General features: G+C 57.7%; 18 protein-coding genes. 8 read left to right on the forward strand and 10 right to left on the reverse strand.

All coding sequences use genetic code 11. The features are described 5' to 3' along the window. Positions 1 to 9: 9 nt before the first annotated feature. Entirely contained in the window at positions 10 to 1,692 is a 1,683-nt protein-coding gene (locus tag ACIX8_RS07915; RefSeq protein WP_014264814.1) for an alpha-L-fucosidase, read from the forward strand. Between the two features lie 104 nt (positions 1,693 to 1,796). Then, complete coding sequence (locus ACIX8_RS24445) at positions 1,797 to 3,179, forward strand: metallophosphoesterase family protein (protein ID WP_014264815.1); 1,383 nt, start codon at positions 1,797 to 1,799, stop codon at positions 3,177 to 3,179. A gap of 330 nt (positions 3,180 to 3,509) precedes the next feature. On the opposite strand, the gene ACIX8_RS07925 is transcribed toward ACIX8_RS24445, so the two are convergent. Beyond that, positions 3,510 to 3,989, reverse strand: a complete 480-nt coding sequence (locus tag ACIX8_RS07925; RefSeq protein ID WP_014264816.1) for a MarR family winged helix-turn-helix transcriptional regulator — start codon at positions 3,987 to 3,989, stop codon at positions 3,510 to 3,512. 146 nt (positions 3,990 to 4,135) lie between these two features. Here ACIX8_RS07925 and ACIX8_RS07930 point away from each other — a divergent pair, with 146 nt between their 5' ends. Together ACIX8_RS07930 and ACIX8_RS07935 are read left to right on the forward strand one after the other, a co-directional pair. After that, entirely contained in the window at positions 4,136 to 4,552 is a 417-nt protein-coding gene (locus ACIX8_RS07930) for an organic hydroperoxide resistance protein (RefSeq protein WP_014264817.1), read from the forward strand. A 93-nt stretch (positions 4,553 to 4,645) separates the two neighbouring features. Continuing rightward, positions 4,646 to 5,419, forward strand: coding sequence for an alpha/beta fold hydrolase (locus tag ACIX8_RS07935; RefSeq protein ID WP_014264818.1), 774 nt, complete (start codon positions 4,646 to 4,648; stop codon positions 5,417 to 5,419). A gap of 392 nt (positions 5,420 to 5,811) precedes the next feature. Here the strand turns inward: ACIX8_RS07935 and ACIX8_RS07940 are convergent, their stop codons facing one another. Both ACIX8_RS07940 and ACIX8_RS07945 read right to left on the reverse strand, forming a co-directional pair. Next, positions 5,812 to 6,705 (reverse strand): LysR family transcriptional regulator, encoded by an 894-nt coding sequence (locus tag ACIX8_RS07940; protein ID WP_014264819.1) that lies wholly within the window; start codon positions 6,703 to 6,705, stop codon positions 5,812 to 5,814. An 83-nt stretch (positions 6,706 to 6,788) separates the two neighbouring features. Beyond that, complete coding sequence (locus ACIX8_RS07945; RefSeq protein ID WP_014264820.1) at positions 6,789 to 7,262, reverse strand: nuclear transport factor 2 family protein; 474 nt, start codon at positions 7,260 to 7,262, stop codon at positions 6,789 to 6,791. A 578-nt stretch (positions 7,263 to 7,840) separates the two neighbouring features. On the opposite strand from ACIX8_RS07945, the gene ACIX8_RS07950 reads away from it, so the two are divergent. Continuing rightward, positions 7,841 to 9,289, forward strand: a complete 1,449-nt coding sequence (locus ACIX8_RS07950; protein ID WP_014264821.1) for a catalase — start codon at positions 7,841 to 7,843, stop codon at positions 9,287 to 9,289. Between the two features lie 273 nt (positions 9,290 to 9,562). On the opposite strand, the gene ACIX8_RS07955 is transcribed toward ACIX8_RS07950, so the two are convergent. From ACIX8_RS07955 to ACIX8_RS07970, 4 genes are all read right to left on the reverse strand, one after another. Next, the gene (locus tag ACIX8_RS07955) at positions 9,563 to 9,988 is read right to left on the reverse strand and encodes a GNAT family N-acetyltransferase (protein WP_223295483.1); all 426 of its coding nucleotides are present in this window, start codon (positions 9,986 to 9,988) and stop codon (positions 9,563 to 9,565) included. A 463-nt stretch (positions 9,989 to 10,451) separates the two neighbouring features. After that, positions 10,452 to 11,372 (reverse strand): DMT family transporter, encoded by a 921-nt coding sequence (locus ACIX8_RS07960; RefSeq protein WP_223295484.1) that lies wholly within the window; start codon positions 11,370 to 11,372, stop codon positions 10,452 to 10,454. A gap of 29 nt (positions 11,373 to 11,401) precedes the next feature. Then, positions 11,402 to 12,814 (reverse strand): galactokinase, encoded by a 1,413-nt coding sequence (locus ACIX8_RS07965; RefSeq protein ID WP_014264824.1) that lies wholly within the window; start codon positions 12,812 to 12,814, stop codon positions 11,402 to 11,404. A gap of 81 nt (positions 12,815 to 12,895) precedes the next feature. Then, positions 12,896 to 13,657: a DeoR/GlpR family DNA-binding transcription regulator gene (locus ACIX8_RS07970; protein ID WP_014264825.1), complete on the reverse strand. Its 762-nt coding sequence runs from the start codon at positions 13,655 to 13,657 to the stop codon at positions 12,896 to 12,898. A 387-nt stretch (positions 13,658 to 14,044) separates the two neighbouring features. On the opposite strand from ACIX8_RS07970, the gene ACIX8_RS07975 reads away from it, so the two are divergent. Together ACIX8_RS07975 and ACIX8_RS07980 are read left to right on the forward strand one after the other, a co-directional pair. After that, positions 14,045 to 17,344, forward strand: a complete 3,300-nt coding sequence (locus ACIX8_RS07975) for a TonB-dependent receptor (RefSeq protein ID WP_014264826.1) — start codon at positions 14,045 to 14,047, stop codon at positions 17,342 to 17,344. A gap of 51 nt (positions 17,345 to 17,395) precedes the next feature. Continuing rightward, positions 17,396 to 18,214, forward strand: coding sequence for a glycerophosphodiester phosphodiesterase (locus ACIX8_RS07980; protein ID WP_014264827.1), 819 nt, complete (start codon positions 17,396 to 17,398; stop codon positions 18,212 to 18,214). 134 nt (positions 18,215 to 18,348) lie between these two features. On the opposite strand, the gene ACIX8_RS07985 is transcribed toward ACIX8_RS07980, so the two are convergent. Both ACIX8_RS07985 and ACIX8_RS07990 read right to left on the reverse strand, forming a co-directional pair. Beyond that, positions 18,349 to 19,101, reverse strand: coding sequence for an SDR family NAD(P)-dependent oxidoreductase (locus ACIX8_RS07985; protein WP_044178117.1), 753 nt, complete (start codon positions 19,099 to 19,101; stop codon positions 18,349 to 18,351). Positions 19,102 to 19,193: 92 nt separating this feature from the next. Then, positions 19,194 to 19,634 (reverse strand): ester cyclase, encoded by a 441-nt coding sequence (locus tag ACIX8_RS07990; protein ID WP_014264829.1) that lies wholly within the window; start codon positions 19,632 to 19,634, stop codon positions 19,194 to 19,196. A gap of 124 nt (positions 19,635 to 19,758) precedes the next feature. Here ACIX8_RS07990 and ACIX8_RS07995 point away from each other — a divergent pair, with 124 nt between their 5' ends. Beyond that, a complete protein-coding gene (locus ACIX8_RS07995) occupies positions 19,759 to 20,217 on the forward strand; it encodes a MarR family winged helix-turn-helix transcriptional regulator (RefSeq protein WP_044178120.1) in 459 nt (152 codons plus the stop codon). 652 nt (positions 20,218 to 20,869) lie between these two features. On the opposite strand, the gene ACIX8_RS08000 is transcribed toward ACIX8_RS07995, so the two are convergent. Then, positions 20,870 to 23,227 (reverse strand): glycoside hydrolase family 31 protein, encoded by a 2,358-nt coding sequence (locus ACIX8_RS08000; RefSeq protein WP_014264832.1) that lies wholly within the window; start codon positions 23,225 to 23,227, stop codon positions 20,870 to 20,872. Positions 23,228 to 23,234 lie beyond the last annotated feature (7 nt).

The raw sequence follows: 23,234 nt of genomic DNA on the forward strand, positions 1-23,234 counted from the left end.
GATTCGTATATGAAAATTGCCTGGCTAGCCCCTGTTCTTGCGATTACAGCTTTTGCCTCCGCGCAGAGCGCCGTAAAAGATCGTCCCGTGCCCGCCTCGCAGCCACGTCCGTCGCAGGCGACTGTTGCTCAGTGGCAGGATCGCAAGTTCGGCATGTTCATCCACTTCGGGCTGTTTTCGGAGTTCGGCGGGGTCTATCACGGCAAGCAGATCGACAACGGGTATAGCGAGCAGATCATGGCGAATGCTCCCATCCCTGTGGAGGAATACGCCGCCGCAGCCCAGACCTTCAATCCCACGAAATGGGACCCGGATGCCATCGTCGCCCTGGCTAAGGCCGCGGGGATGAAGTACATCGTCATCACATCCAAGCACCATGACGGCTTCAACATGTTTGCGACGGCACAGACGCGATACAACATCGTCGACGCGACGCCCTATCACCGGGATATTGTGAAGGAGCTCTCTGAAGCGTGCCGCCGCGGCGGACTCGCGTTCGGTGTTTACTACTCCTCCATCGACTGGCATCAGCCTGGTCTGGATCACTACATCGAAGGCAACAGCAATCCGCTAAGCGACGAACACGCCCGTTTCAATGCCGCACAGTTGCGGGAGCTGCTGAGTCACTACGGTCCCATCAGCGAGATCTGGTTCGACATGGGCAAGCCCACTCCGGAACAGAGCAATCTCTTTGCGACGACGGTCCACAAGCTGCAGCCACAGGCCATGGTGAGCGGTCGCGTTTGGAACTACCAGGGCGATTTCACCGTCATGGGCGATAACCAGGTTCCTGAATATGGCATCGATGAACCCTGGCAGACTCCCGCGTCGATCTTTGGCGAGACGTGGGGATACCGCTCCTGGCAGAAGCGTGAGAATGTCGACGGAAAAATTCAGGAGAACATTCTGAAGCTGGTCCAGGTCGTAAGCCGTGGAGGGAACTACATCCTCAATATCGGCCCGGAGGGCGATGGATCGGTTGTGCCGTATGAGGCAGAGGTCTTGCGCGGAGTGGGAGCGTGGCTGAAACCGAATGGAGAGGCGATCTACGGTACAAGGTCGTCGCCGTTCGGGAATCTGGACTTCGGTTATGTGACGGTGAAAGACCATAACGTTTATCTCTTCGTGAAAGATGCGACAGCCCCGATCATCCTGCCTCGCGCAGCCAGGACGAACGTGCTGAATGTGAGCGTTCTCCAAAATCACATCCCGCTAAAATTCGAGACACGCGGTGAGGACCTGGTCATCAAGGCAACTCCCGATCAGCTTTCAGGCTATCTGCCCGTAATCAAACTTACGACCGCGCAGGGTCTCGTCGTGCAGCACGATATTCCGCAGTGGGCTCCACACGGAGCCCTCAAGCTGACGAGTGCGGAAGCTGAGAAGTACTTCAACTACAACGGCAGGGGCTATGAAGCACCTGCCACCCTCTACAAGATGCGCTGGTATCTGCCTGCAGGCTGCACGCATCTCACGTTCCACACAGAGGGGCAGGGAACAGTTGCGTTGGTTGCGGACCATAAGGCAACGGCGATCTCACTCGCCGATGGAACCGAGCGTACGGTAACGGTCGGTGAAGATGGAGTGCTGGAGATCACTCCTCCACAGCCCTTCGTGAAGGGGACGCAGCTTGCTCTCCACATCCGATCAATGGATGCGACCACTTGCGCGAGTACGGGCGGTTCCCACTAACCGGCCCCTACTGTCTCATTCCAACTGTAGAGGATGAACAAACTGAAACACAGATGAAGTAGCATGCCTCCTAACATCATCTTTTTTGTCTTTGAGGCCCTCTCATGTCCAGTCCGAAGTCGTACGCCACGTATCGATCCCCGATCCTTTCGCTTTGGCAATCGGCTGTGCATGCGGTCCAGCTCAAGCATCAGGACGCGGCGTCTCCCCACGTCCTGAAAAGCTCAGTGGTCTCAACGACGCCTCCTCCCACGGAAGACGATTTGATGGCGCCGGCCCATCTCATCGGCGTGCCGCTCTCCGCAGGGCAACCGGCTCCAGCCGCTATCACTTCGCCACTGCCGGCAGTCGCGCCACGAGCCGTGGGAACCGCCGGGTTGGTGGTCGACTGCGCCGAGACGACGGCCAAGTTTCTGTGGGCCGAGATGACGGGGAACCAGCAGAACTCAGCTATCTATGCGGCACAGTTGCGCGACAGCCCATGCAATGCGCTCGGCTGGTTTGAATGCGTGACAACCTATCTGGGCTTCAAGGCTTCGCTCGGCAGCCTGCCGTATCGGCCCAACCAGAACGTCGTCGTTACGATCCCCGATCAGGCTAAGATCGCGATCATCGGCGACTGGGGAACAGGTGGCTCGACGGCAACGAATCTGCTGCAGCAGGTTGCCACCTTCAAGCCGGACATCCTGCTGCACCTCGGCGACATCTACTTTGCCGGTACGCAGAGCGAGGCGAACGATAACTTCCTTGCGATCTGCCGCCAGGTGCTGGGTAACATTCCGTTGTACAGTCTGTGCGGCAATCACGACATGTACTCGGGCGGCGACGGTTACTATTGGCTGCTCGACCAGATCGGGCAGAAGTCCAGTTACTTCTGCCTGCAGAACGACTACTGGCAGCTTCTCGCCATGGACACTGGTTATAACGACTGCGATCCGTTTACCGTGAACAGCAATATGACCAGCCTGTACAACAAGAACGGTTGGAACGAAGCCGATTGGCACCTCGACAAAATTCAGCAGGCCGGCAATCGCAGGATCGCCTTGCTCTCGCACCATCAGTTGTTCTCGCCGTTCATCTCAGTGGGGAACAATGCTGCCGGTCAACCATCAGCCTATAACCCCAACCTACTGGCTAACTTTCAAAGCGTTCTGCCTAAGGTCGACATCTGGTTCTGGGGACACGAGCACACGCTCGCTCTCTACGATCCGTATCTGGGATTAGTGCGCGGACGCTGCGTCGGCGCCTCGGCCGTGCCGGTCTTCACCAATCAGCAGGACTACCTCGCTGATACCAGTCTCCTGAACGCCCAGGTAACAACGCTGCCCACCTGGAACTCCGTTGCGAACCTCGGGAGCACGGACGGTGACTACAACAACGCCTTCGCCATCATGACACTCAATGGCGTAGAACCTGCCGTGGTCAACTACTACCAGGTTCCGCCTGATGGGGCGTACGAACAGATCCCGTTCACTGATACGATCTGACGCGATCGCTGTCGCTTTTGCTGTTGTCGTTGCCGTTGCCGTTGCTTTTCTGGTTGTCATTCCCGCAGGGAATCTGCTGTTGTTCTTGCTTTTCTTGCTGTCATTCCGACCCTGAGCGTAGCCGAAGGGGAGGAACCTGCTGTCTCCCGTTCTTCGTTCGGATTACTTGCATGGTGGGTAGAAGCAAGAGGTTTAGCTTGTGCTGGCACGAACTAAAACGGGAGGAAGCAGGTTCCTCCCCTTCGGCTACGCTCAGGGTCGGAATGACAACAAGAAAAGCAACAACAAAACCGCCTTAAAATCGTCCCACGCTTTGACCGCGCAGCTTTGTTATTCATATCCCTCGACGGCCTTGATGAGATTGTTGCGCAGGGTGACGATGGCTTTCTGTACCTGCGGATATTCCTCGGCTGTCAGGCCAATAGCCTTGGCGAGGCTCATTCCCAGGCCTTTCTCTCTCAAGCGCCGTCCCGTGTCAGTCAAGCTGACAAAGACACGACGTTCGTCTTCTGCATCTCTCTGCCGCCGCAGATATCCCAGTGCTTCGAGTTTTTTGAGGATGGGGGTCAGGGTATTGGATTCGAGAAACAGCTTCTCCCCCAGGCTGCTGACCGTCTGGTGGTCTTCCTCCCAGAGCGCGACGATCGTGATGTATTGCGTATAGGTCAGTCCGAGTTTTTCGAGAATCGGCTTGTAGGCTTTCCCATACGCAAGGTTGGCTGAATAGACCGCAAAGCAAAGAAAATTGCTGAGTTTGGGATTGGCTGGATCGGTCGGATCGATAAAAGGAACCTTCTTCTTCGCGCTCATAAGTGGGCCTCGTGAACTCCCTGTAAATTTTATATCGCATACGATCAAATCGCAATTGACATAGAGTGGACCGGCATGTAGATTTACATCGTGGTCGATTGAATCGCACACGATTTAAATGAAGTGAAGGAAAGAAGGAGATCGTCATGACTCAAGTCGAGAAAGTACTGTACACAGCGAAAACTCACACCACGGGGGGACGAGACGGTGCCTCTCGCAGCTCGGATGGCCATCTGGACATCAAGCTTTCCTCCCCCGGGGCTCCAGGCACTGGCACCAATCCGGAACAGTTATTCGCAGCCGGTTGGTCGGCCTGCTTTATCGGAGCTATGAGGCTCGCGGCCGGAAAGATGAAGGTCTCCTTGCCGTCCGATGTGGTGGTTGACGCGGAGGTGGACCTCGGCACCGCCGAAGGCGCGTATCTCCTGCAAGCTCGCCTCAACGTGAGCCTGCCTGGTTTGGAGCGCGAAGTGGCGCAGTCGATTGTGGACTTCGCAGAACAGAACTGCCCTTATTCCAAGGCGACGCGCGGCAACATCGGCGTCACCGTAACTCTGATCTAACTCCGATTCAGGACAGCCCCGGGAGATCACACGAGATATCCCTGTCCGGATGAAATCAACGCAGATGAACAGAATTCGAAAGGAAAATCTAAAATGAAAAAACTTATTGCAGCTCTCGCCGTCGCCGTCGTCTCGCTCTCCGCTTCATTTGCAAAGGCAGCTGAACCCACAAAGCCAACGGTCGTGCTGGTCCATGGTGCTTTCGCAGATAACTCAAGCTGGAATGGCGTAGTCAAGATCCTTGAGAAGGATGGCTACACCGTCGTCGCGGCCTCTAACCCACTGCGCGGAGTGAAGAGCGATGCGGACTACGTCGCGAACATCATTGCGGGAATCAAGACGCCCGTCGTGCTGGTTGGCCACTCTTATGGTGGATTTGTGATCAGTGAAGCCGCCTTCGGCAAGGACAATGTAAAGTCGCTGGTCTTTGTCTCAGCCATGGCTCCGGAAGCCGGTGAAACTGTCGGCGGCCTGATAGGCAAGTTCCCTGGGGCCACCCTTGAACCCACGCTCGCTCCCCCGGTCGATCTTCCCGGTGGCGGCAAGGATCTCTACATCCAGCAGGATAAGTTCCACGACCAGTTTGCGGCCGACGTGCCGGAGCCAGAGACAAAGGTCATGGCTGCGACGCAGCGTCCGATCGCAGCGGCCGCCCTGGGTGAAGCCTCTACCGATCCGGCCTGGAAGACGATTCCGTCTTACTTTATCTATGGCGATAAGGACAAGAATATTCCTCAGCAGACAAGCATCTTTATGGCGGATAGAGCGCACTCAAAACACACGATTGCCATCAAGGGCGCTTCTCACGTCGTCATGATCTCCCACCCCAAGGCCGTGGCGGACCTCATTGAGGAAGCTGCGAAGTAACTCGATCTTCAATCTTTACCGGACCGGCTCGCACGTATATTGTGCGAGCCGGTTGGCTTTAAATCAGTAACTGCCCTGAATTTAGAACGAACCAAGAAAGATGGATGCTCCGATATGTTTTCGTTCGCGTCCCCATAGAATCGTCATCCTGAGCGGAGTAACTCGCGCACTTTGCGAGGTACGCAGTCGAAGGACCCCGAGGGACTCTATCTTGCCCATGAGGTCAGGACCTTTTCCAGCACAAAAATCCAGGCGCAAAGGCTTGAGGTAGAAAAGGTGCAAAGAGGCATAGGCAAGATTACAACCCTTGGGGTCCTTTGACTCCGCGTCCCCAAGGGCCGGGACGCTCCGCTCAGGATGACGTTTCTGAAGGCAGAGAAATAAAAATATAACTACCGCTCCGACTTACTCATCTCCGCAGCAATCTCCCGAAGCCACTGCGTAAATACCGTCAGCGATTTAAAGTTCGTCCCACCCTTGAGCCTCGCGTATCCGATGCGCCGAGCCTGCGGCTTGGCCAGCGGTACGATCGAACAATCTTTAGCATGCGCCGCAGCCATCGAAGGCGCAATCGTAACGCCCGCTCCCGCGGCTACCAGCGGAAAGATCGATCCGAAGTGATTGGACTCGAAGGCCGGCGCCATCTCTGTCTTGCCTCGCTTGCACGCCATCAGCATGTCTTCTCGAAAGCAGTGTCCCTCCTTGAGCAGCAGCAGCTTCTCTCCCGACAGGTCCATCTTGCTGGCCAGCGGTTGAGAGACCAGCTTGTGGCCCTTGGGAGTAACCAGCACCAGTGGATCGCGGAGTAGTTCACTGCACACCAGGTCGGCGCGCTTCAGGGGAAGGCTGACGATGATGAGATCGAGATCGGCCGCCTGCAGCCTCTCGACAAGCCGCTCGGTCAGGTCTTCTTCAAGAGTGATCTCAATGTCGGGATAACTTCTGGTGAACTCCTGAAGACGCGGCGCAACCAGGTAGGGAAGCACCGTTGGGATCACGCCGATGCGAAGCGACCCACGGGGCTCTGTCTCCAGTTGCCTCACCTGCGCCGTTGCCAGCTTGGATTGATGGAGGATGTTCTCCGCATAGGGGTGAAAGACAGAGCCGGCCTGTGTCAGGCGAACCGAACGGCCAAGCCGCTCGAACAACTCCGCCCCAACAGAATTTTCGAGCCGACGGATCTGTTGGGACAGGGAGGGCTGAGCGATGCCTTCTTCTTCGGCGGCTTTCGTGAAGCTGCCGTTCTTTACGACGGAACAAAAATAACGGAGCTGATGGAGTTCCATATGGCTCTTCCTGACAGGCCACTCAGCGATCTCTACTGAGTGGCCTCTCTGGCGGATCATTCAATTCGATTGCGTGTTTAGCTCTAGAGTCCGAGATCGCTCAGGCTGGGATGATCGTCCGGCCTACGGCCGAGCGGCCAGTGGAACAGCCGGTCTGATTCCTTGATGGGCAGATCGTTGATGCAGGCGTAGCGATGATGCATCAGGCCATCCGGAGCGAACTCCCAGTTCTCATTGCCATAGGAGCGGAACCAGTTACCTGCGTCGTCATGCCACTCATACGCAAAGCGAACGGCGATGCGGTCGCCATCGAAAGCCCAGAGCTCCTTGATCAATCTGTAGTCGAGTTCCTTGTTCCACTTCCTGCGCAGAAACTCGACGATCTGTTCACGGCCATTCACGAACTCAGCCCGGTTACGCCAGACGCTATCGACGGTGTAGACCAGGGAGACCTTTTCCGGGTCGCGCGAGTTCCAGCCGTCCTCGGCTTTCCGTACTTTCTGAGCAGCCGTGTCGCGATCGAAGGGGGGAACGAGATTGGGAGCGGGCGTTGTCATAAGCGATCTCCTGTCGAGCAAGTGGATGAGTCACAAAACCGGCGAGCTTCTAAGCCGCCATATCAATAGTAGTGAAAAGGTGCGGTCTTAGCCCCGAAGGGCAAGGTTGTGCAAAAAAAGAAGTAGTTGCAGTTGTTTTTTTGCTTTTGCAGTTGCGGTTGCATTTGTTTTTCTTGTTGTCATTCCCGCAGGGAATCTGCTTCTGCTTTTGCCTTTGCTTTTCTGGTTGTCATTCCGGCCCTGAGCGTAGCCGAAGGGGAGTGAACCTGCTTCCTCCCGTTCTTCGTTCGGGTTACTCGCATAGCGAGTAGAGGCAAGAGGTTTGGCTGGTGCCAGCATAGTTTAAAAACGGGAGACAGCAGGTTCACTCCCCTTCGGCTACGCTCAGGGCCGGAATGACAACAAGAAAAGCAAAGGCAGAGCACCCAAGCTCACCCACTAACTCACGTCAATTCCCACAAGCATACTCACCACGCACTGCTTGATATAGAAGCAACTCCCTATAAGACCCATAGGCTCCGCACCCTACCTCCGCCAACCATCACCGCCTATCTTGGTTCTCGAGGTGATACAGGCAGATGAAGAAGCTTACAACCAAATTTGGAGCCCCCGTCGACAACAATCAAAACATCGGAACCGCCGGCAAACGTGGCCCGGCCTTGATGGAAAATGTGTGGCTCATCGAGAAGCTGGCGCACTTCGACCGTGAGGTCATTCCCGAGCGGCGCATGCACGCCAAGGGCGCTGGAGCCTACGGCACCTTCACCGTAACCCACGACATCACCCAGTACACCAAGGCGAAGATCTTCTCCGAAGTCGGCAAGCAGACTCCCATGTTCACTCGCTTTTCCACGGTAGGTGGAGAGCGTGGCGCAGCCGATGCCGAGCGCGACATCCGTGGATTTGCGATGAAGTTCTACACCGAGGAAGGGAACTGGGATCTCGTCGGCAACAACACCCCGGTCTTCTTCATTCGCGACCCCTTGAAGTTCCCCGACCTCAACCACGTCGTCAAGCGCGACCCGCGCACCGGCGTTCATAACCCGGACGCAAAGTGGGACTTCTGGTCGCTGCTCCCGGAGAGCCTGCACCAGGTCACCATCACGATGTCGGACCGCGGCATCCCTCGCTCCTGGCGGCACATGCACGGCTTCGGCAGCCACACCTACAGCTTCATCAACACCGAGAACAAGCGCTTCTGGGTGAAGTTCACCTTCAAGACCCAGCAGGGCATTCAGAACCTCACCGATGCCGAGGCGGAGAACCTGATCGGCCGCGACCGTGAGAGCCATCAGCGCGACCTGTTCGAGTCCATCGAGAAGGGTGACTTTCCGCGCTGGAAGCTGTACGTCCAGATCATGCCCGAAGAAGACGCGAACACCTATCGCATCCATCCCTTCGACATCACCAAGGTCTGGCCTCACGCGGACTATCCGTTGATCGAAGTGGGTGTCATGGAGCTGAACCGGAACGCGGAGAACTTCTTCGCGGAGGTCGAGCAGGTAGCGTTCGCGCCGACCAATATCATTCCCGGCATCGGGTTCTCACCCGACAAGCTGCTCGCGGGCCGGCTCTTCTCCTACGGCGACGCCCAGCGCTACCGCCTCGGCGTCAACCACGATCACATCCCCGTCAACGCTCCCCGTTGCCCGGTTCACAGCTACCACCGTGACGGCGCCATGCGGACCGACGGCAACGGAGGACGAACGATCAGCTATGAGCCGAACCGCCATGGCGAATGGCAGGAGCAGCCGGACTTCTCCGAGCCGCCGCTGGCGATCAACGGTGAGGCCGCGAAGTTCGACTTCCGCGAGGATGACGACGACTACTTCTCCCAGCCGGGCATTCTGTTCCGTCTGTTCACGCCGGAGGAGCAGCAGCGGCTGTTCGAGAACACGGCACGGGCAATCGTTGGCGCCTCGCAGGTCGTCCAGGAGCGCCACATCTCGAACTGCAGCAAGGCTGATCCTGCCTACGGTGCCGGTGTGGCAAAAGCACTCGTGGAGCTGCAAAAGCAATCAGCCTGAGGAGTTCATCTAGGGGCGCTCCATAGGCCCTTACTATAAGGCCTATTTGGGCCCTTTCAACCCTACCCCTACCTTGTCATCTCGACCGGAGGCGGCGTTCTTTGCCGCCGCAGTGGAGAGACCTGCAGCTTGCCTGCGCAGGCGATATTGCCTCCACGAGCAAACTGCAGGTCTCTCCACTGCGCATGACATAAAGCTGTCATGCTCCGGTCGAGATGACAATGCAGAGGTAGCTTTGAAAAGAACCCTCTACAGCTACATGGGCGCCGTCCGCTACGAAAGCCGCTCCATATAACTATCCGCCTGCGAGGCGAAGCGAAAGTCGAGCCCCAGGTAGAACGTCTGGGCATCGTGCGTGATGAGGGCGATCCGTTTGAGCGGTTTCAGCTCCGGATGCTCCAGCACGCAGCGCACCAGCCACGATCCCAGGCCCTGCCCCCGCCGCTCTTCCACGATGAAGACATCGCAAAGGTAGGCATAGGTGACATAGTCGGTGATGATCCTGGCCAGGCCGATCTGGCGGTCGCCTTCTTTCAGCGAAAAGCAGAGGGAGCTGCGCAGGGCGCGGTCAAGCGACTCCTGGGTCAATTCCGTCCACCACTTCGCCTGCGTTAGAAACCCGTAGATTGCCTCTGGATCAAGGTCGCCGGGGTCGGTCGATACAACAAAGCCGTTCTGTTCTCGGAGAAAATAATTCACATTACCCACTGGACCCTCTTATCTGCGAGGCCCCGCCGCTTACGTTGAGCGAACAGGAGATCTCGTACAGAAAAGCCACAAAACAGAAGGATAATCCTTGTGAGAGATTTTCGCGGGTATTATGTTAAAAATTAACAATTCCAGTGTGATGAAGAGCAAGGGAAGCGAGCTTTTGCCTTTCTTGTTGTCATTCCCGTAGGGAATCTGCTTTTGCCTTTGTTCTTGTCTTTGCTTTTGCCTTTGCTTTTCTGGTTGTCATTCCGAGCGCAGCGAGTGAACCTGCTGTCTCCCGTTTTTAACTCGTGCTGGTACAGCAGCTAAACCTCTTGCCTCTACTCACCATCCGAGTAATCCGAACGAAGAACGGGAGACAGCAGGTTCACTCCCCTTCGGCTACGCTCAGGGTCGGAATGACAACCAGAAAAGCAAGAGCTGGAGCGAATGACAGTTTGCTGACACCACCCTACGACGTCCGCAACCCATTCCCCTGCGGCTCGGAATAGTCGAATCGAAACAACATCAACGTCGCGATAAGCACGATAGCTGACCCCAGAAACTCCCTCGGAACAAGCCGCTCGCCCAGGATGCTGAACGCCAGAGCGACACCGAACAGCGGCATCAGATACAGCGACGCCGACGCAATCACGACATCGACCGTACCCAGCGCGCGGAGAAAGAACACCATCGACAGGCCATAGAAGAAGATCGCTAAATATCCCAGCGCTCCCCATTGAACCACCGTAAGGTGGGCCAGGTGGCTGAGGCAATGCGGTTCGAACACGAAAAGAACGGGCAGGCTGAAAACCGTCGTCGGCAGATAGCTGAAGAACAGAATCTCGATCCCCGAGAAGTGATTCAGGAGCCGCTTCGAGTAGACGTTGTAGAACGCGGAGCCCAGGCATCCAGCCGCGATGAGCAGGTTTCCGGCCAGCGCATGATTGCGTGTTCCTGCACTGGACACACCATTCAGGGGCGAGAGCAGAAACACTCCCGCGAGACCAAGCAGCAGCACGCTGACGCGAAGGGCGGAGAGCCGTTCGCGCAGCAGCCACACGGCGATCAGCGCGCCGAAGATCGGGATCAGTAGGCTAAGGATGGCGCCGTTCGAGGCTGTCGACCAGCTGATGCCCAGGGTCATTCCCACCTGTGCCATGAGCTGGCCGCAGATGCCGGCGAGAAAGAACTCGCGGCGCAGCGTCCACGCGGCCTTGAACTTCTGGGCGACGTCTCCACGGAGGCACAGCAGGCCCAGGCCGAGGAACGTGATGAAGTAAAGCGGAAGCAGGGCCGTAGCCAGCGGACCAAGCCCCCCGGCCAGAAGTTTGACCGCAACGCCCTGTCCGGCCCACAGAAGATTGGCGACGATCAGCAGTAGAACTGCCAAAAGCAGACGCGTGTTCCGTGTCGAACGCACTAGGCCATTCCCCAAAACGAATCCCGGAATGATGCGAGCTGCAGCATGCGCGCATCAAAGGCGTCGACGCCGCTGGAGCTGCCCTCGAAGAGATGAGGCATCTTGCCATGTTCGCTGGCGTACTCCTGCGCGATCCGCTCAATGGCACGCTGATCGTCAGGCCCGGAGCGTCCCAGGATGGCTACCACGCCGCCCGCACCGCCGCCGGTCATCTTAGCGCCGGGAAAACCTGCTTTGCGCGCGCGCGATACCAGCTCATCGCAGGCCGGAGAGCCCAGGCCGCATTCGGCATAGGCGACGTGCGACTGGCAGAGGATCTCGCCGATGAGTTGGAGCGTGCTGTCCGATACGCTGCCCTGAAGCAGCGTGGACACCGTCTGTACGCGGAGATTCTCCTCCGTCGCGTATCGAACCGCTGCACGGACGGGATACTCCGCAGCGGGATCGAGAGTGGTGAAGGGATCAACATGTTCGCCCGCCCGCGCCAGGAACTCGCGTCCACTGATCGACTCCGGCAAGCCTCGTTCGAAGCGCGAGCGAAACTCTGAAGGCGCGAGATTTGAGAGGTAACCGTTCCAGCGCGAATCCGTCCAGCGAGCAATTCCCGACGTCTGCTCCGGGATTACCGCGAGGCCTTCCTGCTGGCAGATCAGCTTGTACCCCATGAAGGCCGCGGCGCGGGCGATCTCGTAGGCCGCGCCCGTCGTCGAGCGGGGAGCCATCGAATCGATGCCCCAGAGCCGAAGGCCTGCAGGAAGCTTCACCGGAGCAAAGGGCTGGCAAGGCTGGCAGAGCAGGGGAAGAAGATGATTCTCTTTGCCCAGCACGATCGCCGCCTGGTCCATGATGCCGCACGCCGCGCCGACCACAACGTTCTCCACCCACTGCCCGGCCGTTGCCAGCGCGACACCATCAAGCGAGATTCCCCAAGCCGCCGAGGCCGCTTTGAGCACCGCGATCTCAAGCGCCGCCGAGGAGCTGACCCCCTTGTTCGGCGGCAGGTCAGAGGCCAGAAAGAGATCGGCCCCGGTGCCGCATCCATAGCGGGTCTTGAGAAAGTGGAGTGCACCGAGCACATAGCAGGCCCAGCGGGAACCTTCTCTTCTATGGCAGAGTAGGCGCAGGCTGGCCAGATCATCCATATCGCCCGCACAAAACTCGAGGGAGCTCTCCCAGCCGAACTCTGCTGCGCCGGGATTGAGCAGGCGGATCGTATCGTCGGCACGCGGCTGAATCGCAACCCAAACGGCCTCGCGGAGAAGGCCCTGCAGCACCACGCCGCCGGTGTAGTCGACGTTGCCTCCCATCACATCGAGGCGGCCAGGTGCACGCGCGATCCATAGCGGCTTCTCTGGAGAAAAGAAGCCGTACGTTGCGACGGTGGTGGCAACCTGATCTTCGAAGATGCTCAATTCCGGCTGGCTCTCTCGACGGGAGATGACATTCTCTTTTTCAGGCTACCGAATTGCTATACACAGAACATTAATAAAAGTTCATTCCGCCACCTGAACCTGCGTAATTTGACGCAACCGCGCAAGATCTTCGGCGGAGATGTCCTTATCGGTCAGGATCAGGTCGCAGTCCTCAATGCCGCAGAGGCGATACGTGGCCTCGGTGCCGATCTTGCTGCTGTCGACGACCAGCACTCTCCGCTTGCCCGCCTGCAGCATCTCGCGCTGCGCATCGGGATCGTGGACCATAATGCCGCGCGTAAATGAAACCGCTGCCGCACCAAAGATAATGGTGTCCGCGCAGATCGAGGTCAGGCTCTTGCCGACGGCATGCCCAATGAGGTCGTGGCTGCTCGAACGATAGACGCCGCCGGTCAGCTCCACCCGGATATCCTCGGCCGAGGTGAGCTCTTCGAGGACCGCCAGCGAAAAGGTGAAGACAACAACATTGCGCCGCGCGCGCAGCTCCCTGGCCACATAGAGCGTGGTCGTTCCCGAATCGAGAACCACGGACTCCCCATCATGAACCAGTGCGGAGGCTGCCGCGCCGATGCTGCGCTTGGCATGCGACATCTTCTGCAGGCGTTCGAAGAAGCTTCGCTCCGCACCCCGCCAGTTTTCAATCCGCGCCCCACCGGGAATTCGAATGACCTGCCCGGCTTCGACCAGCTTCTGCAGGTCACGCCGAATCGTCATCTGCGACACGTGAAAGGTCTCCGCAATCTCACCGATCGAGGCAGATGTGTTTATTTTTAACATTTGAACGATCGATTCAAGCCGGGAGCGTTCTGTGATCTCACTCATGTTGTCCGTTTCCCAAGTGTAAGTTTAGCGATTGTTCTACAGATTTTAGCCTATTTTCAGAATAAAACGAGAATGCCTGCATTTTCTCTGCCGCAAATCTAGATAAGCCATATGTCTGCGTTGTGTAACTTTTTCTCATGATGTGTCAAAAGTTTGTCCCTTATTAACATTTCTTTGTTACGGTCTTCTCATCGCAACTGAAGTACGTCGCGTCTGCTCACCACGCACGGGAGCTTTCGCGGTTTTATCGTTCTCGATCCTGAGTCTTCCCGACGAACGCATCTTCCAAACTTTGGGGTTTCTATGAATTGCGTCCTGCCCGCATCTACTGCAACTGTCTGTCTGCAATCCGGTATCGTTCGCCGATCCTATGGTAGCGACAAACGAATGAGCTGCCGAGTCTTTCAGACTTTCTACGGACTGGCATTGTTATTTGCCCTGATCGTTTCCGGTGGCGTCCTCCAGGCTCAGACCTTCTATGGCTCCATCAGCGGCGTCGTCAAAGATCCCAGCGGAGCGGTGGTGTCGGAGGTCGCTGTCACCGTGCACGAGAACCGCACGGCGACGGAGTACAAGACCCTTACCAACAAGGCAGGCAGCTATCGTGTCTCCTTCTTGAAGCCGGGTGGCTATACCGTCCGCTTTGAAAAGGGTGGTTTTGCGCAGTACATCACGGACGAGCTCAACATCGTTCTGAACCAGGAACTCGTCGTCGATGGAGCGCTGAAGATCGGCGAGAACTCCGAGGTCATCACGGTCACCGGCGCCGCGAGTCCGCTCAATGCCACCAATCCCCAGGTGGGCGGCGAACTCAGCACGCAGGAGCTGATCGATCTCCCCGAAGAGACCAGCACGAAGGGCGCGAACGAGTTCCTGCTGACCAAGACCTTCGCAGGTGTCGCCAGCACCAGCCAGGACTACTCGAACGTGAATAACGTCTCGCTTGGCGGCGGAAGACCAGTCACGAACCCCATCATCATCGACGGTCTGCCCAGCAACATGGGCGTCGACGGCACCTACGGCCTCATCCCGACGCCGGACTCCACAGAAGAACTCCAGGTTCTGACCTCGCCATTCTCTGCCCAGTACGGCCAGAGTGGTGGCGGCGCTATCCTGACCACCACCAGGTCCGGCACGGATAGATTTCACGGCAGCGCCTTCGAATCCTACAGCTCGCAGGATCTCGTTGCCCTGGGCTACTTCACCGCTCACGGCACCGTCGTGCCACCCCAGTCCTTCAACTACTTCGGAGGATCGATTGGTGGCCCGGTCTGGATTCCCAAAATCCTCGATGGACGTAAGCATCGTCTCTACTTCTTTACCGACTGGGAAGACACGATCACCCACGCAACCAGCCCGCTTAATAGCGACGTGCCTACCATGGCAGAGCTCGGCGGAGACTTCTCCGGGATCTCACCCCAAAATCAGCCGACACCCACCATCTACGATCCCAACACGACAACTGTAGACAGCAAGGGCCATATCACCCGTACTCCTTTCAAGGGAAACATCATCCCGAAGGCACGGCTCGATCAGGTAGGTCTCAATCTCGCCTCGTTCTTCCCGCAGCCGAACTGCAGCTATCTGACCTACAATTATTGCCTCAGTCCCGTATCGCACAGCAGCTATCTCTATAACGCCGACCGCATCGACTACAACGCCTCCGACTATGACCACATCTGGGCGAAGTTCTCGCGTGACGGTCCAACGAACCAGCCCACCATCGATATTCCGAACGCTGCCAACACCTCGGCGCTGGGCGGTTGGGTCGATGACCACTACGCTGTCTCCTGGAGCCATATCTTCTCGCCGCGCATCTCCAATGAGGCCCGCTTCGGCTATGTTTCGGAAGAGAACTTCAGCACCCCAACACCGGCGGATGCCGATGCCATCGGTCTCAAAGGCGTCCCTCTCACCCAGTTCCCCAGCATCTCTACAACCCAGTACATCAGCTTCGGCGCAGGCTCCTTTGCCCGGACGCGGGACGGCCACTACATCCTGAACGACGCCATGGTCATGCAGATGGGCCGTCACAGCCTCTCTGTCGGTGGAGAGTTCATGCGCTACGCCTACAGCTACTACACCCCCGGCGTTCTCTCCGGAAGCTATGGCTTCACGGGAACCTTTACCACTGCGAGCGGTCAGTCCGGACTGGGTCTTCCCGATCTCGAACTGGGTATTCCTGCAAGCGCGTCGATCAGCACCACCAATACGATCTTTCACGAGAACCTGAACTACTTCGCGGGTTATGTCCAGGACGACTACAGGGTTTCGACGAAACTCACGATCAACCTCGGTCTGCGCTACGAGTTCGATGGACCGTTCTCCGAAGAGCACGGCAACATGTATACCTTCAATCCGAACATCATCGACCCTGCAACGCAGAAGCCGGGCGGAATTGAATTCGCCGGCACTAACGGAGCGCCCCACAGCCTGATTCCGAACATCTACACCGGCATCCTGCCGCGCGTCGGCTTCAACTACCATGCTGCGCACAACATCGTTGTCCGTGGCGGCTATGGAATCTACGAGCTCCCGAGCATCGGCTTCGGCACAGCGGGACTCACCTCGGCTTCCACTGTCAGTGCCAGCTTCCAAAGCTCCGATCCCGGTGTCACTCCTGCCTTCGAGTTGAACCAGGGCGTTCCGGCCTACGGCCCCAACGTAGGCCCCAACGGCGAGCCGCTCATCCCCACCAGTCTCACGAAGCCCTCCTTCAGCCCCACGGAGTTGCCGCAGCACGCTGTGCTTCCGTATCTGCAGGAGTGGCAGTTCGGCGTACAGCAGGACCTCGGTCATGACTGGATCGCGGAGCTCGACTACGAGGGCAACCACGGCGTGCATCAGCCGATCGAGGTGCCCATCAACCAGATCACTCCTTCCGCGGGTTGCTGCTTCGGCTTATCCACTGCCCAGAGCCTCCGGCCCTTTCCCCAGTTCCTTACCGTCACTGCTCTGACCAATGGAGGTGCTTCAAAGTATGCGGCTCTCCTGGCGACGTTGAGCCACCGCTGGAGCAATGGCATCTCGGTTCGCGCCGCCTACACCTGGGCGCATGCAACGGACGATGTCGACGCTCCTGCCCGCGCCGATGCCGCCCCGGTCCAGAACGTCTACAACCTCCGCTCCCAGTGGGGAACGGCTATGACGAACGTTCCGCAGCGTTTCTCCCTCTCTGCCGTCTATGCGCTGCCGGTCGGTTCGGGCGGCAAGTTTTTCACGCATACGCCCGTTGTCTCGCAGGTGATCGGGCACTGGAAGGTCAGCACGGTGGCCCAGTTCCAGAAGGGTTATCCCTACTTCATCTCGCAGGCAAACCAGCTTGGTCTCTTCTCCGGTGCTCAGTATGTAACGCAGGTGGGCAACCCCAACCTGTCGCGCGGCTCTCGCACGGTGCAGGAGTGGTTCAACACCAAGGCCTTCGCGATTACCCCCGTGGATACCCTGGGCAATGCGCCGCGCGCCGCGCTCTATGGCCCGGGGCAAAATGTGTGGGACCTCAGCCTCATGCGTGAGGTTCCGCTCTGGAAGCACGCCGGGCTGACCTTCCGTGTCGACGCTCACAATGCCTTCAACCATCCGCAGTTCTCCGGCCTGGACACGACGATCACCGACGCCAAATTCGGCCAGGTCACGGGCGCACAGGATCCACGCATGCTGCTTCTCATCGCTCGTCTCAAGTTTTGAAGCTGCATAACCATAGAGACCTCAACGTATAACGAATAAAGGGACAACAAAATGCGTCATTCAATCACGAAGCTACTGATCGGCTACACCCTCGCAGGCGGCGTTGCCTGCGCCCAGACCGCGTGGACTCCAAAGGACGATGCGAAGACCATCAAGGTCATCTCCCATCGCGGCGAGCACCTCCACCATCCCGAGAACACGATGCCTGCTTTCCAGGCCGCCATCGATGCCGGTGCCGACTACTTCGAACTCGACGTCCGCACCACCTCGGACGGCAAGTTCGTCATCATGCACGACGGCACGCTGGACCGCACCACCAACGGCACCGGCGAAGTCCACAAGCATACCTTCGACGAGATCCGCGCCCTCGATGCCGGAGCCAAGTTCGGCGCTGCCTTCGCCGGAACCAAGGTCCCCACGCTCGACGAAGCCTTCGATCTCGCACACGGCAAGATCAACGTCTACGTCGACACCAAGTACGCTGACCCCCAGCAGTTGGTCGATACGATCGTGCGTCACGACATGCAGGATCACGTCGTGGTCTACGGCAATCCCTTCTTCCTCTACGAGGTGCATAAGATCAAGCCGACGCTGAAGGTGATGCCGGAGACGATCAGCCCCGACATCTGCAAGTTCCTGGTGCGCGGCATGCAACCTCAGGTTCTGGCCTTTGATGCGAACGACTTCAAAGATCCGGTCATCGCCTGCGCGAAAGACGCCAACGCGAAGATCTACGTCGACCGCCTCGGCGACGCCGACAACCCGGAGACCTGGCAGAAGGCCATCGACCTCGGAGCGAACGGCATCCAGACCAACCTGCCCGCAGAGCTGGCGACCTATCTGCGCGCCCACAACCTGGCGACCCACTAAGAATTACCCACGACTGTCATCTCGGTTGTGAAGAGACCCCTGTATTTGCTCGTAGCGGCTAGGCTGCTACAGGCAAAATACAGGGGTCTCAGCTTTCGCCCTGAACTCTTTGCCAATGCGGGCAAGGGATTAGATTATTGCAATCCTCCGGAGACGCGGATGATCTGTCCGGTCACCCAGCGAGCTTCATCCGTAGCGAGTAGGGTAACCACATCGCCGACATCCTGGACCGTTCCGAGACGGCCGAGAGGCGTCTTTGCCACCAGGCCTATGACAAATTCGCTCTCCGCGGTAAGACCGTCGGCGCTTGTGCCTTCCGTCAGGATGATGCCCGGATTAACGGAGTTGACGCGAATCTTCTTTGGGCCAAGTTCATTCGCCAGGACGAGTGTGATCGAATCCACCGCACCCTTCGTTGCGGTGTACGCCACGGAGGCCGGCACATTGAGCCGGGTGCCGACGCTGCCAATATTGATGACGCTGCCGCCCTCTTCGCTGAAATGCCTGATCGCCTCACGCGTCGTAAAGAGCAGGCCGAAGACATTCGTCTCGAATTGGCGGCGAAGCTCTGCCTCTTCCAACGCCTCGATAGGGGTGAAGGCATAGACACCGGCGTTGTTAACCAGGATGTCGAAACGGCTAAAGGCCTTTTTCGTCTCTTCAAAGAGACGTGCCACATCGGTGGTCTTGCCAACCTGCGCCTGGATCGCAATAGCTTTTCCGCCTGCCTTTACAATCTCGGCAACCGTATTCTCGGCACCGGCCTTATCCGACGCATAGTTGACGACGACCGATGCTCCCTCAGCCGCTAAGGACTTTGCGATTCCAGCGCCGATGCCCTTGGAGGCTCCTGTTACGATGGCGACCTTGCCGCTTAACTTGCTCATATCTTCAATCTCCATTTTTGCTGCGTACGTTCTATTGATCTGTGAATACTGCCCTTTGATGGGCACCCACCAAAGGGCATCGTCTTCGCGCTTTATAGATCCGCGGGTGGGGTCCATCCACCGATCTGCTGCATCACGGATAGGAGATTCGCCACACCCCAGTGGTCGGTGATCTTGCCGTCTTCGACGCGCATTACGTCAACCGTCTCGAAGTGGATCTTGCGATGCGTTGGAGCGACACCCAGAAAGGGTCCCTCGTGCGTGCCGTAATAGGTTTTGTAGGTCGTTACGCGATTTCCAGCGGCAATCTGCCAATGAATTTCGGCACGAAAGTCGGGAAAGGCAACACGGATGTAGGTGTAGAGCTTACGTACTCCGGCCTTGTCGGGCGTAGTCCCCGGCTGGGGTGTGTGATCGATGAAATCTTCGGCAAACAACTCCTCGAAGAGGTCGAAGTCTCCTTTGCCTTGAACTTCTTCGGTATTTCGTAGAATGACCGCTTTTGCAATGGCGGACTGATCGTTGATGCTCATGCGTTACGCTCCTTGCGGTTGAGAGGGATGTCGGTCGTGATTCTGCACGAGATATCTATCAATATAGATAGTATCTGTGTTAATAGAATTGATGACCTACACTGATGATGGATTCATCGGTTTTATGAAAAAAAGATCATCGGATGCCCTTCATGTCTGGCTGGTGTTGAACAAGGCTATCCAGGCCATCTCGCGATATGCCGACATGAAGATTCAGGGTGCTGGTCTGGGAGACTCCGACTTCCGGGTCCTTGAGGTCCTCCTGCATAAAGGGCCTCTTTCTGTGAACACGATTGGGCCGAAGGTAAATCTCACTCCCGGCGCCATCAGCGTTGCGGTGGATCGTCTCTATAACAAGGGATTGGTCAGCCGGGTCGAGAGTGCGGAAGATCGTCGCATTCGCATCGTCGAACTCACACAGAGCGGAAGGGAACTCATCGTTCCCGTGTTCCGGAACCATATGGAGACGATAGGGAAGGTATTTTCCAAACTCTCCCCGCAGGAATTGGAACAACTGGAAGCGATGATGAAAAAAGTAGGCAGGAATGCCGAAACACTCGGCGGGACGAATGAGGGCTCCTAGCGGAGGGAGCCGTAGTTTTTAGGCTGTGGAATAAAGGCCCTGCAAAAATTGAGCTTTAGGTAGTGCCTGACGAATCGGGGATAACAACGAATCACATATTTTGCTCCCCACAGAAACGTCATCCTGAGCGAAGCGCCTCGCGCTTTTTGCGAGGTGCGTCCGTTCGACTACGCTCAGGACCGAAGGACCCCGAGAGACTTGGTCTCGCCCACGCTGTCGAGACCTTTTCCAGCACGGAAGTCCAGGCACGAGCACTCGGGGTAGAAAAGGTGCGAAGGGTATGGGCAAGATTCCAACCTTCGGGGTCCTTTGGCTGCGCGTCCACAAAGGCCAGGACGCGCAGGATAAAATCCCCATCCTCCTTTGTCCTTGCTCCCCTCCACAAATTCGTCATCCTGAGCGTAGCGCCTCGCGTTTTTTTGCGAGGTGCGCAGCCGAAGGACCCAGAGGGATTTGATCTCGCCCAGGCTGCCGGGACCTTTCCCACCACGGACGTCCAGGCACGAGCGCTTGAGGTAGAAAAGGGTCAAAGAGTATGGGCAAGATTGCAACCCTCGGGGTCCTTCGACTTCGCGTCCCCAAAGGCTGGGACGCTACGCTCAGGATGACGATTCTGGGGTGGGATGAAAACAATGTCCTGCGTAAAGTTCACTCACTTCTTCACGACTGTCACCACGCCTATATCCACCGCCGCCCCCGTCTGCTCCAACTTGCCCTTATCCTCCGACCAGTGAAGACGCGTAATCTCGCTCTTGCCCTCTTCATACGCATACGTCTTGCCATCGTCGCTATAGATCGTGAAGTCCCCATCAGCCCCGGGATAAACACGCACGCTGGCGATCGCCTGCTTCTGCTCCGTGCTTTCGATCGGCACACCTAGCGGCAGAATCGAACCGGCTCGCACAAAGACCGGAATCGTGTCGATCGCGGCGGCAACTTCCACACGCTGTCCGCCATGAACACGCTCGTTGGTCCAGAAGTTGTACCAGTCGCTGCCTGCAGGCAGATACACCGACCGGCTCGTCGCACCCTGCTGCGTAACCGGAGCCACCAGCAATGCTGGCCCGAACATAAACTCATCGCCGATAGAGGCCGTATTGGGATCGCTGCCGAAGTCCATGAACAGCCCACGCATAAACGGCGCGCCGGTCTGGTGCGAAAAATATCCAAGCGAATAGATGTACGGCATCAACTCATAGCGCAGCTTCAGATACTTCTCAAGGATCGGCTCGGCCTGCTTTCCATAAGACCAGACCTCGTTGAAGTTGCGGCTTCCATGCGCACGCATTGTCGGCTGAAACGTCGCGTACTGGAACCAGCGCACATACAGCTCAGGATAGTCGTCGTAATGATTCACGTTCTCGCGTGCATCGCTGGAATCGATCAGAGGCAGATGCGCAGGCGTATGCGAGTAGGGAAGATACTGCCACCCGCCGATATCGGTACTCCAGTACGGCATGCCTGAGGCAACAAAGTTCAGTCCCGTCGGTACCTGCCGTCGCAACGTGTCCCACGTTGGAGCGATGTCCGACGACCAGAAGATCGCGCCATTGTGCTGCGCTCCCAGATAGGCATCGCGTGAGAGGATCAACGCGCGCGTCTGCGGCAGGTCGCGCCGGAAGCCGTCATACAAAGCCTTGGTGTGGAAGTACGGATAGACATTGAAGTACTCCGTCCCCGGCCCAACATGCAGATAACTCCCATTCGGAGGCAGGTCGGGCTCTGTCTCATCGGACCAGAAAGAATCGAAGCCCTTGCTCACAAAGTTTTCGCGAATCGTATCCCAGTACCACCGCGCTGCTTCAGGATTCGTCGTGTCGATATCGGAGCCCGCGCGATCGTAGGGCAGTCCATTGGTCGGCGTTCCATCAGCAAGATGTTCGAACCAGCCCTTCTTGAGCAGCAGATCGTAGTAGCGGTCCTCCGGCACAAAGCGTGGCCACACGCTGATCATGCTGTGGAAGCCCAGCTTGTGCAGCTCCGCGTTCATGGCCGTCGGATCGGGCCACTGCTTCGGGTCCATATCCATCTGCCCCATCTTCGTGAAGTAGAACCAGTCCACCACCATCACGTCGGCGGGAAGGTGCCGGTCGCGATAGCCATGCGCCACGTCCAGCAGTTCTTTCTGCGAGGCATAACGCTGCTTGCACTGGATGTAGCCATAGGCCGATTTCGGCAGCATCGGAACACTGCCGGTAAGGCTGCGATAGCCCTCATAGAGCTGGTCGTACGTGTCGCCCACAATCACGAAAAACGAAACCCGCTGTCCCACCTGCGAGGTCCAGCGCGTCTGCTCGTTGAACGCGAAGTCGACGCGTGTCTTCGACGGGTTGTCCCACAGAATCGCGTAGCCCTTGTTCGTCACCACAAAGGGAACGCAGACACTCGGGCCACCTGCGGCTGTGTAGTCGTGCGCGCATTCCAATGAGTGGCTACGCAGATCCAGGAAACCCTGCTGGTTCTGTCCCAGGCCGTAGTAGTGTTCGTCTTCAGGAGCCGCGAACGTTGCCCCTACCTCAAAGTAAGGATCGTCTCCCTCTCTGCGGTCGTTGAGCACGGCGGCGCTGCCGTCCTTGTGGTTCGGTACGGCCATCTCCCAATCGTTCATGCGCAGAATCGGTTTGCCGTCGGGCGTCTCGATGCGCAGGCCCACGTGGGGCGCAGAGCCATTGAAGTACCGGGCGATATCGGCACTGGTGCCGCTGGCCTTCCCATGGCCTTCCGGCGCAACCTGCACGACCATCCGGTTGGAGCGAAAACCATCTCCGCTGCCTTCACTGGATTGCGTCCATCCTGCCTCATCCGGCTCAGCCGTAATGCCCACACCCGGCGACTTCAGCGCGTACGTCTTGTCGAGGCTCATCGTGACACGGAGGATGTTCGGAGCATATCCCTCCAGCACCACCGTCGCGTTGCCGCGCGTGAGTACGGCCTGCTGGGCCATGGCCGTACCGCAGAAAAGAAATGCGGAAAGAAAGGTATAGCTCGTGCATCGACGAAAGAAAGGCATCTTCAGC

The sequence above is a fragment of the Granulicella mallensis MP5ACTX8 genome (assembly GCF_000178955.2).
GTDB lineage: Bacteria > Acidobacteriota > Terriglobia > Terriglobales > Acidobacteriaceae > Granulicella > Granulicella mallensis.

Coding starts and splice junctions, on each gene's coding strand:
- ACIX8_RS07915 (WP_014264814.1), top strand. CDS start 10: ATGAAAATTGCCTGGCTAGCCCCTGTTCTTGCGATTACAGCTTTTGCC.
- ACIX8_RS24445 (WP_014264815.1), top strand. CDS start 1,797: ATGTCCAGTCCGAAGTCGTACGCCACGTATCGATCCCCGATCCTTTCG.
- ACIX8_RS07925 (WP_014264816.1), bottom strand. CDS start 3,989: ATGAGCGCGAAGAAGAAGGTTCCTTTTATCGATCCGACCGATCCAGCC.
- ACIX8_RS07930 (WP_014264817.1), top strand. CDS start 4,136: ATGACTCAAGTCGAGAAAGTACTGTACACAGCGAAAACTCACACCACG.
- ACIX8_RS07935 (WP_014264818.1), top strand. CDS start 4,646: ATGAAAAAACTTATTGCAGCTCTCGCCGTCGCCGTCGTCTCGCTCTCC.
- ACIX8_RS07940 (WP_014264819.1), bottom strand. CDS start 6,705: ATGGAACTCCATCAGCTCCGTTATTTTTGTTCCGTCGTAAAGAACGGC.
- ACIX8_RS07945 (WP_014264820.1), bottom strand. CDS start 7,262: ATGACAACGCCCGCTCCCAATCTCGTTCCCCCCTTCGATCGCGACACG.
- ACIX8_RS07950 (WP_014264821.1), top strand. CDS start 7,841: ATGAAGAAGCTTACAACCAAATTTGGAGCCCCCGTCGACAACAATCAA.
- ACIX8_RS07970 (WP_014264825.1), bottom strand. CDS start 13,657: ATGAGTGAGATCACAGAACGCTCCCGGCTTGAATCGATCGTTCAAATG.
- ACIX8_RS07975 (WP_014264826.1), top strand. CDS start 14,045: ATGAGCTGCCGAGTCTTTCAGACTTTCTACGGACTGGCATTGTTATTT.
- ACIX8_RS07980 (WP_014264827.1), top strand. CDS start 17,396: ATGCGTCATTCAATCACGAAGCTACTGATCGGCTACACCCTCGCAGGC.
- ACIX8_RS07985 (WP_044178117.1), bottom strand. CDS start 19,101: ATGAGCAAGTTAAGCGGCAAGGTCGCCATCGTAACAGGAGCCTCCAAG.
- ACIX8_RS07990 (WP_014264829.1), bottom strand. CDS start 19,634: ATGAGCATCAACGATCAGTCCGCCATTGCAAAAGCGGTCATTCTACGA.
- ACIX8_RS07995 (WP_044178120.1), top strand. CDS start 19,759: ATGAAAAAAAGATCATCGGATGCCCTTCATGTCTGGCTGGTGTTGAAC.
- ACIX8_RS08000 (WP_014264832.1), bottom strand. CDS start 23,227: ATGCCTTTCTTTCGTCGATGCACGAGCTATACCTTTCTTTCCGCATTT.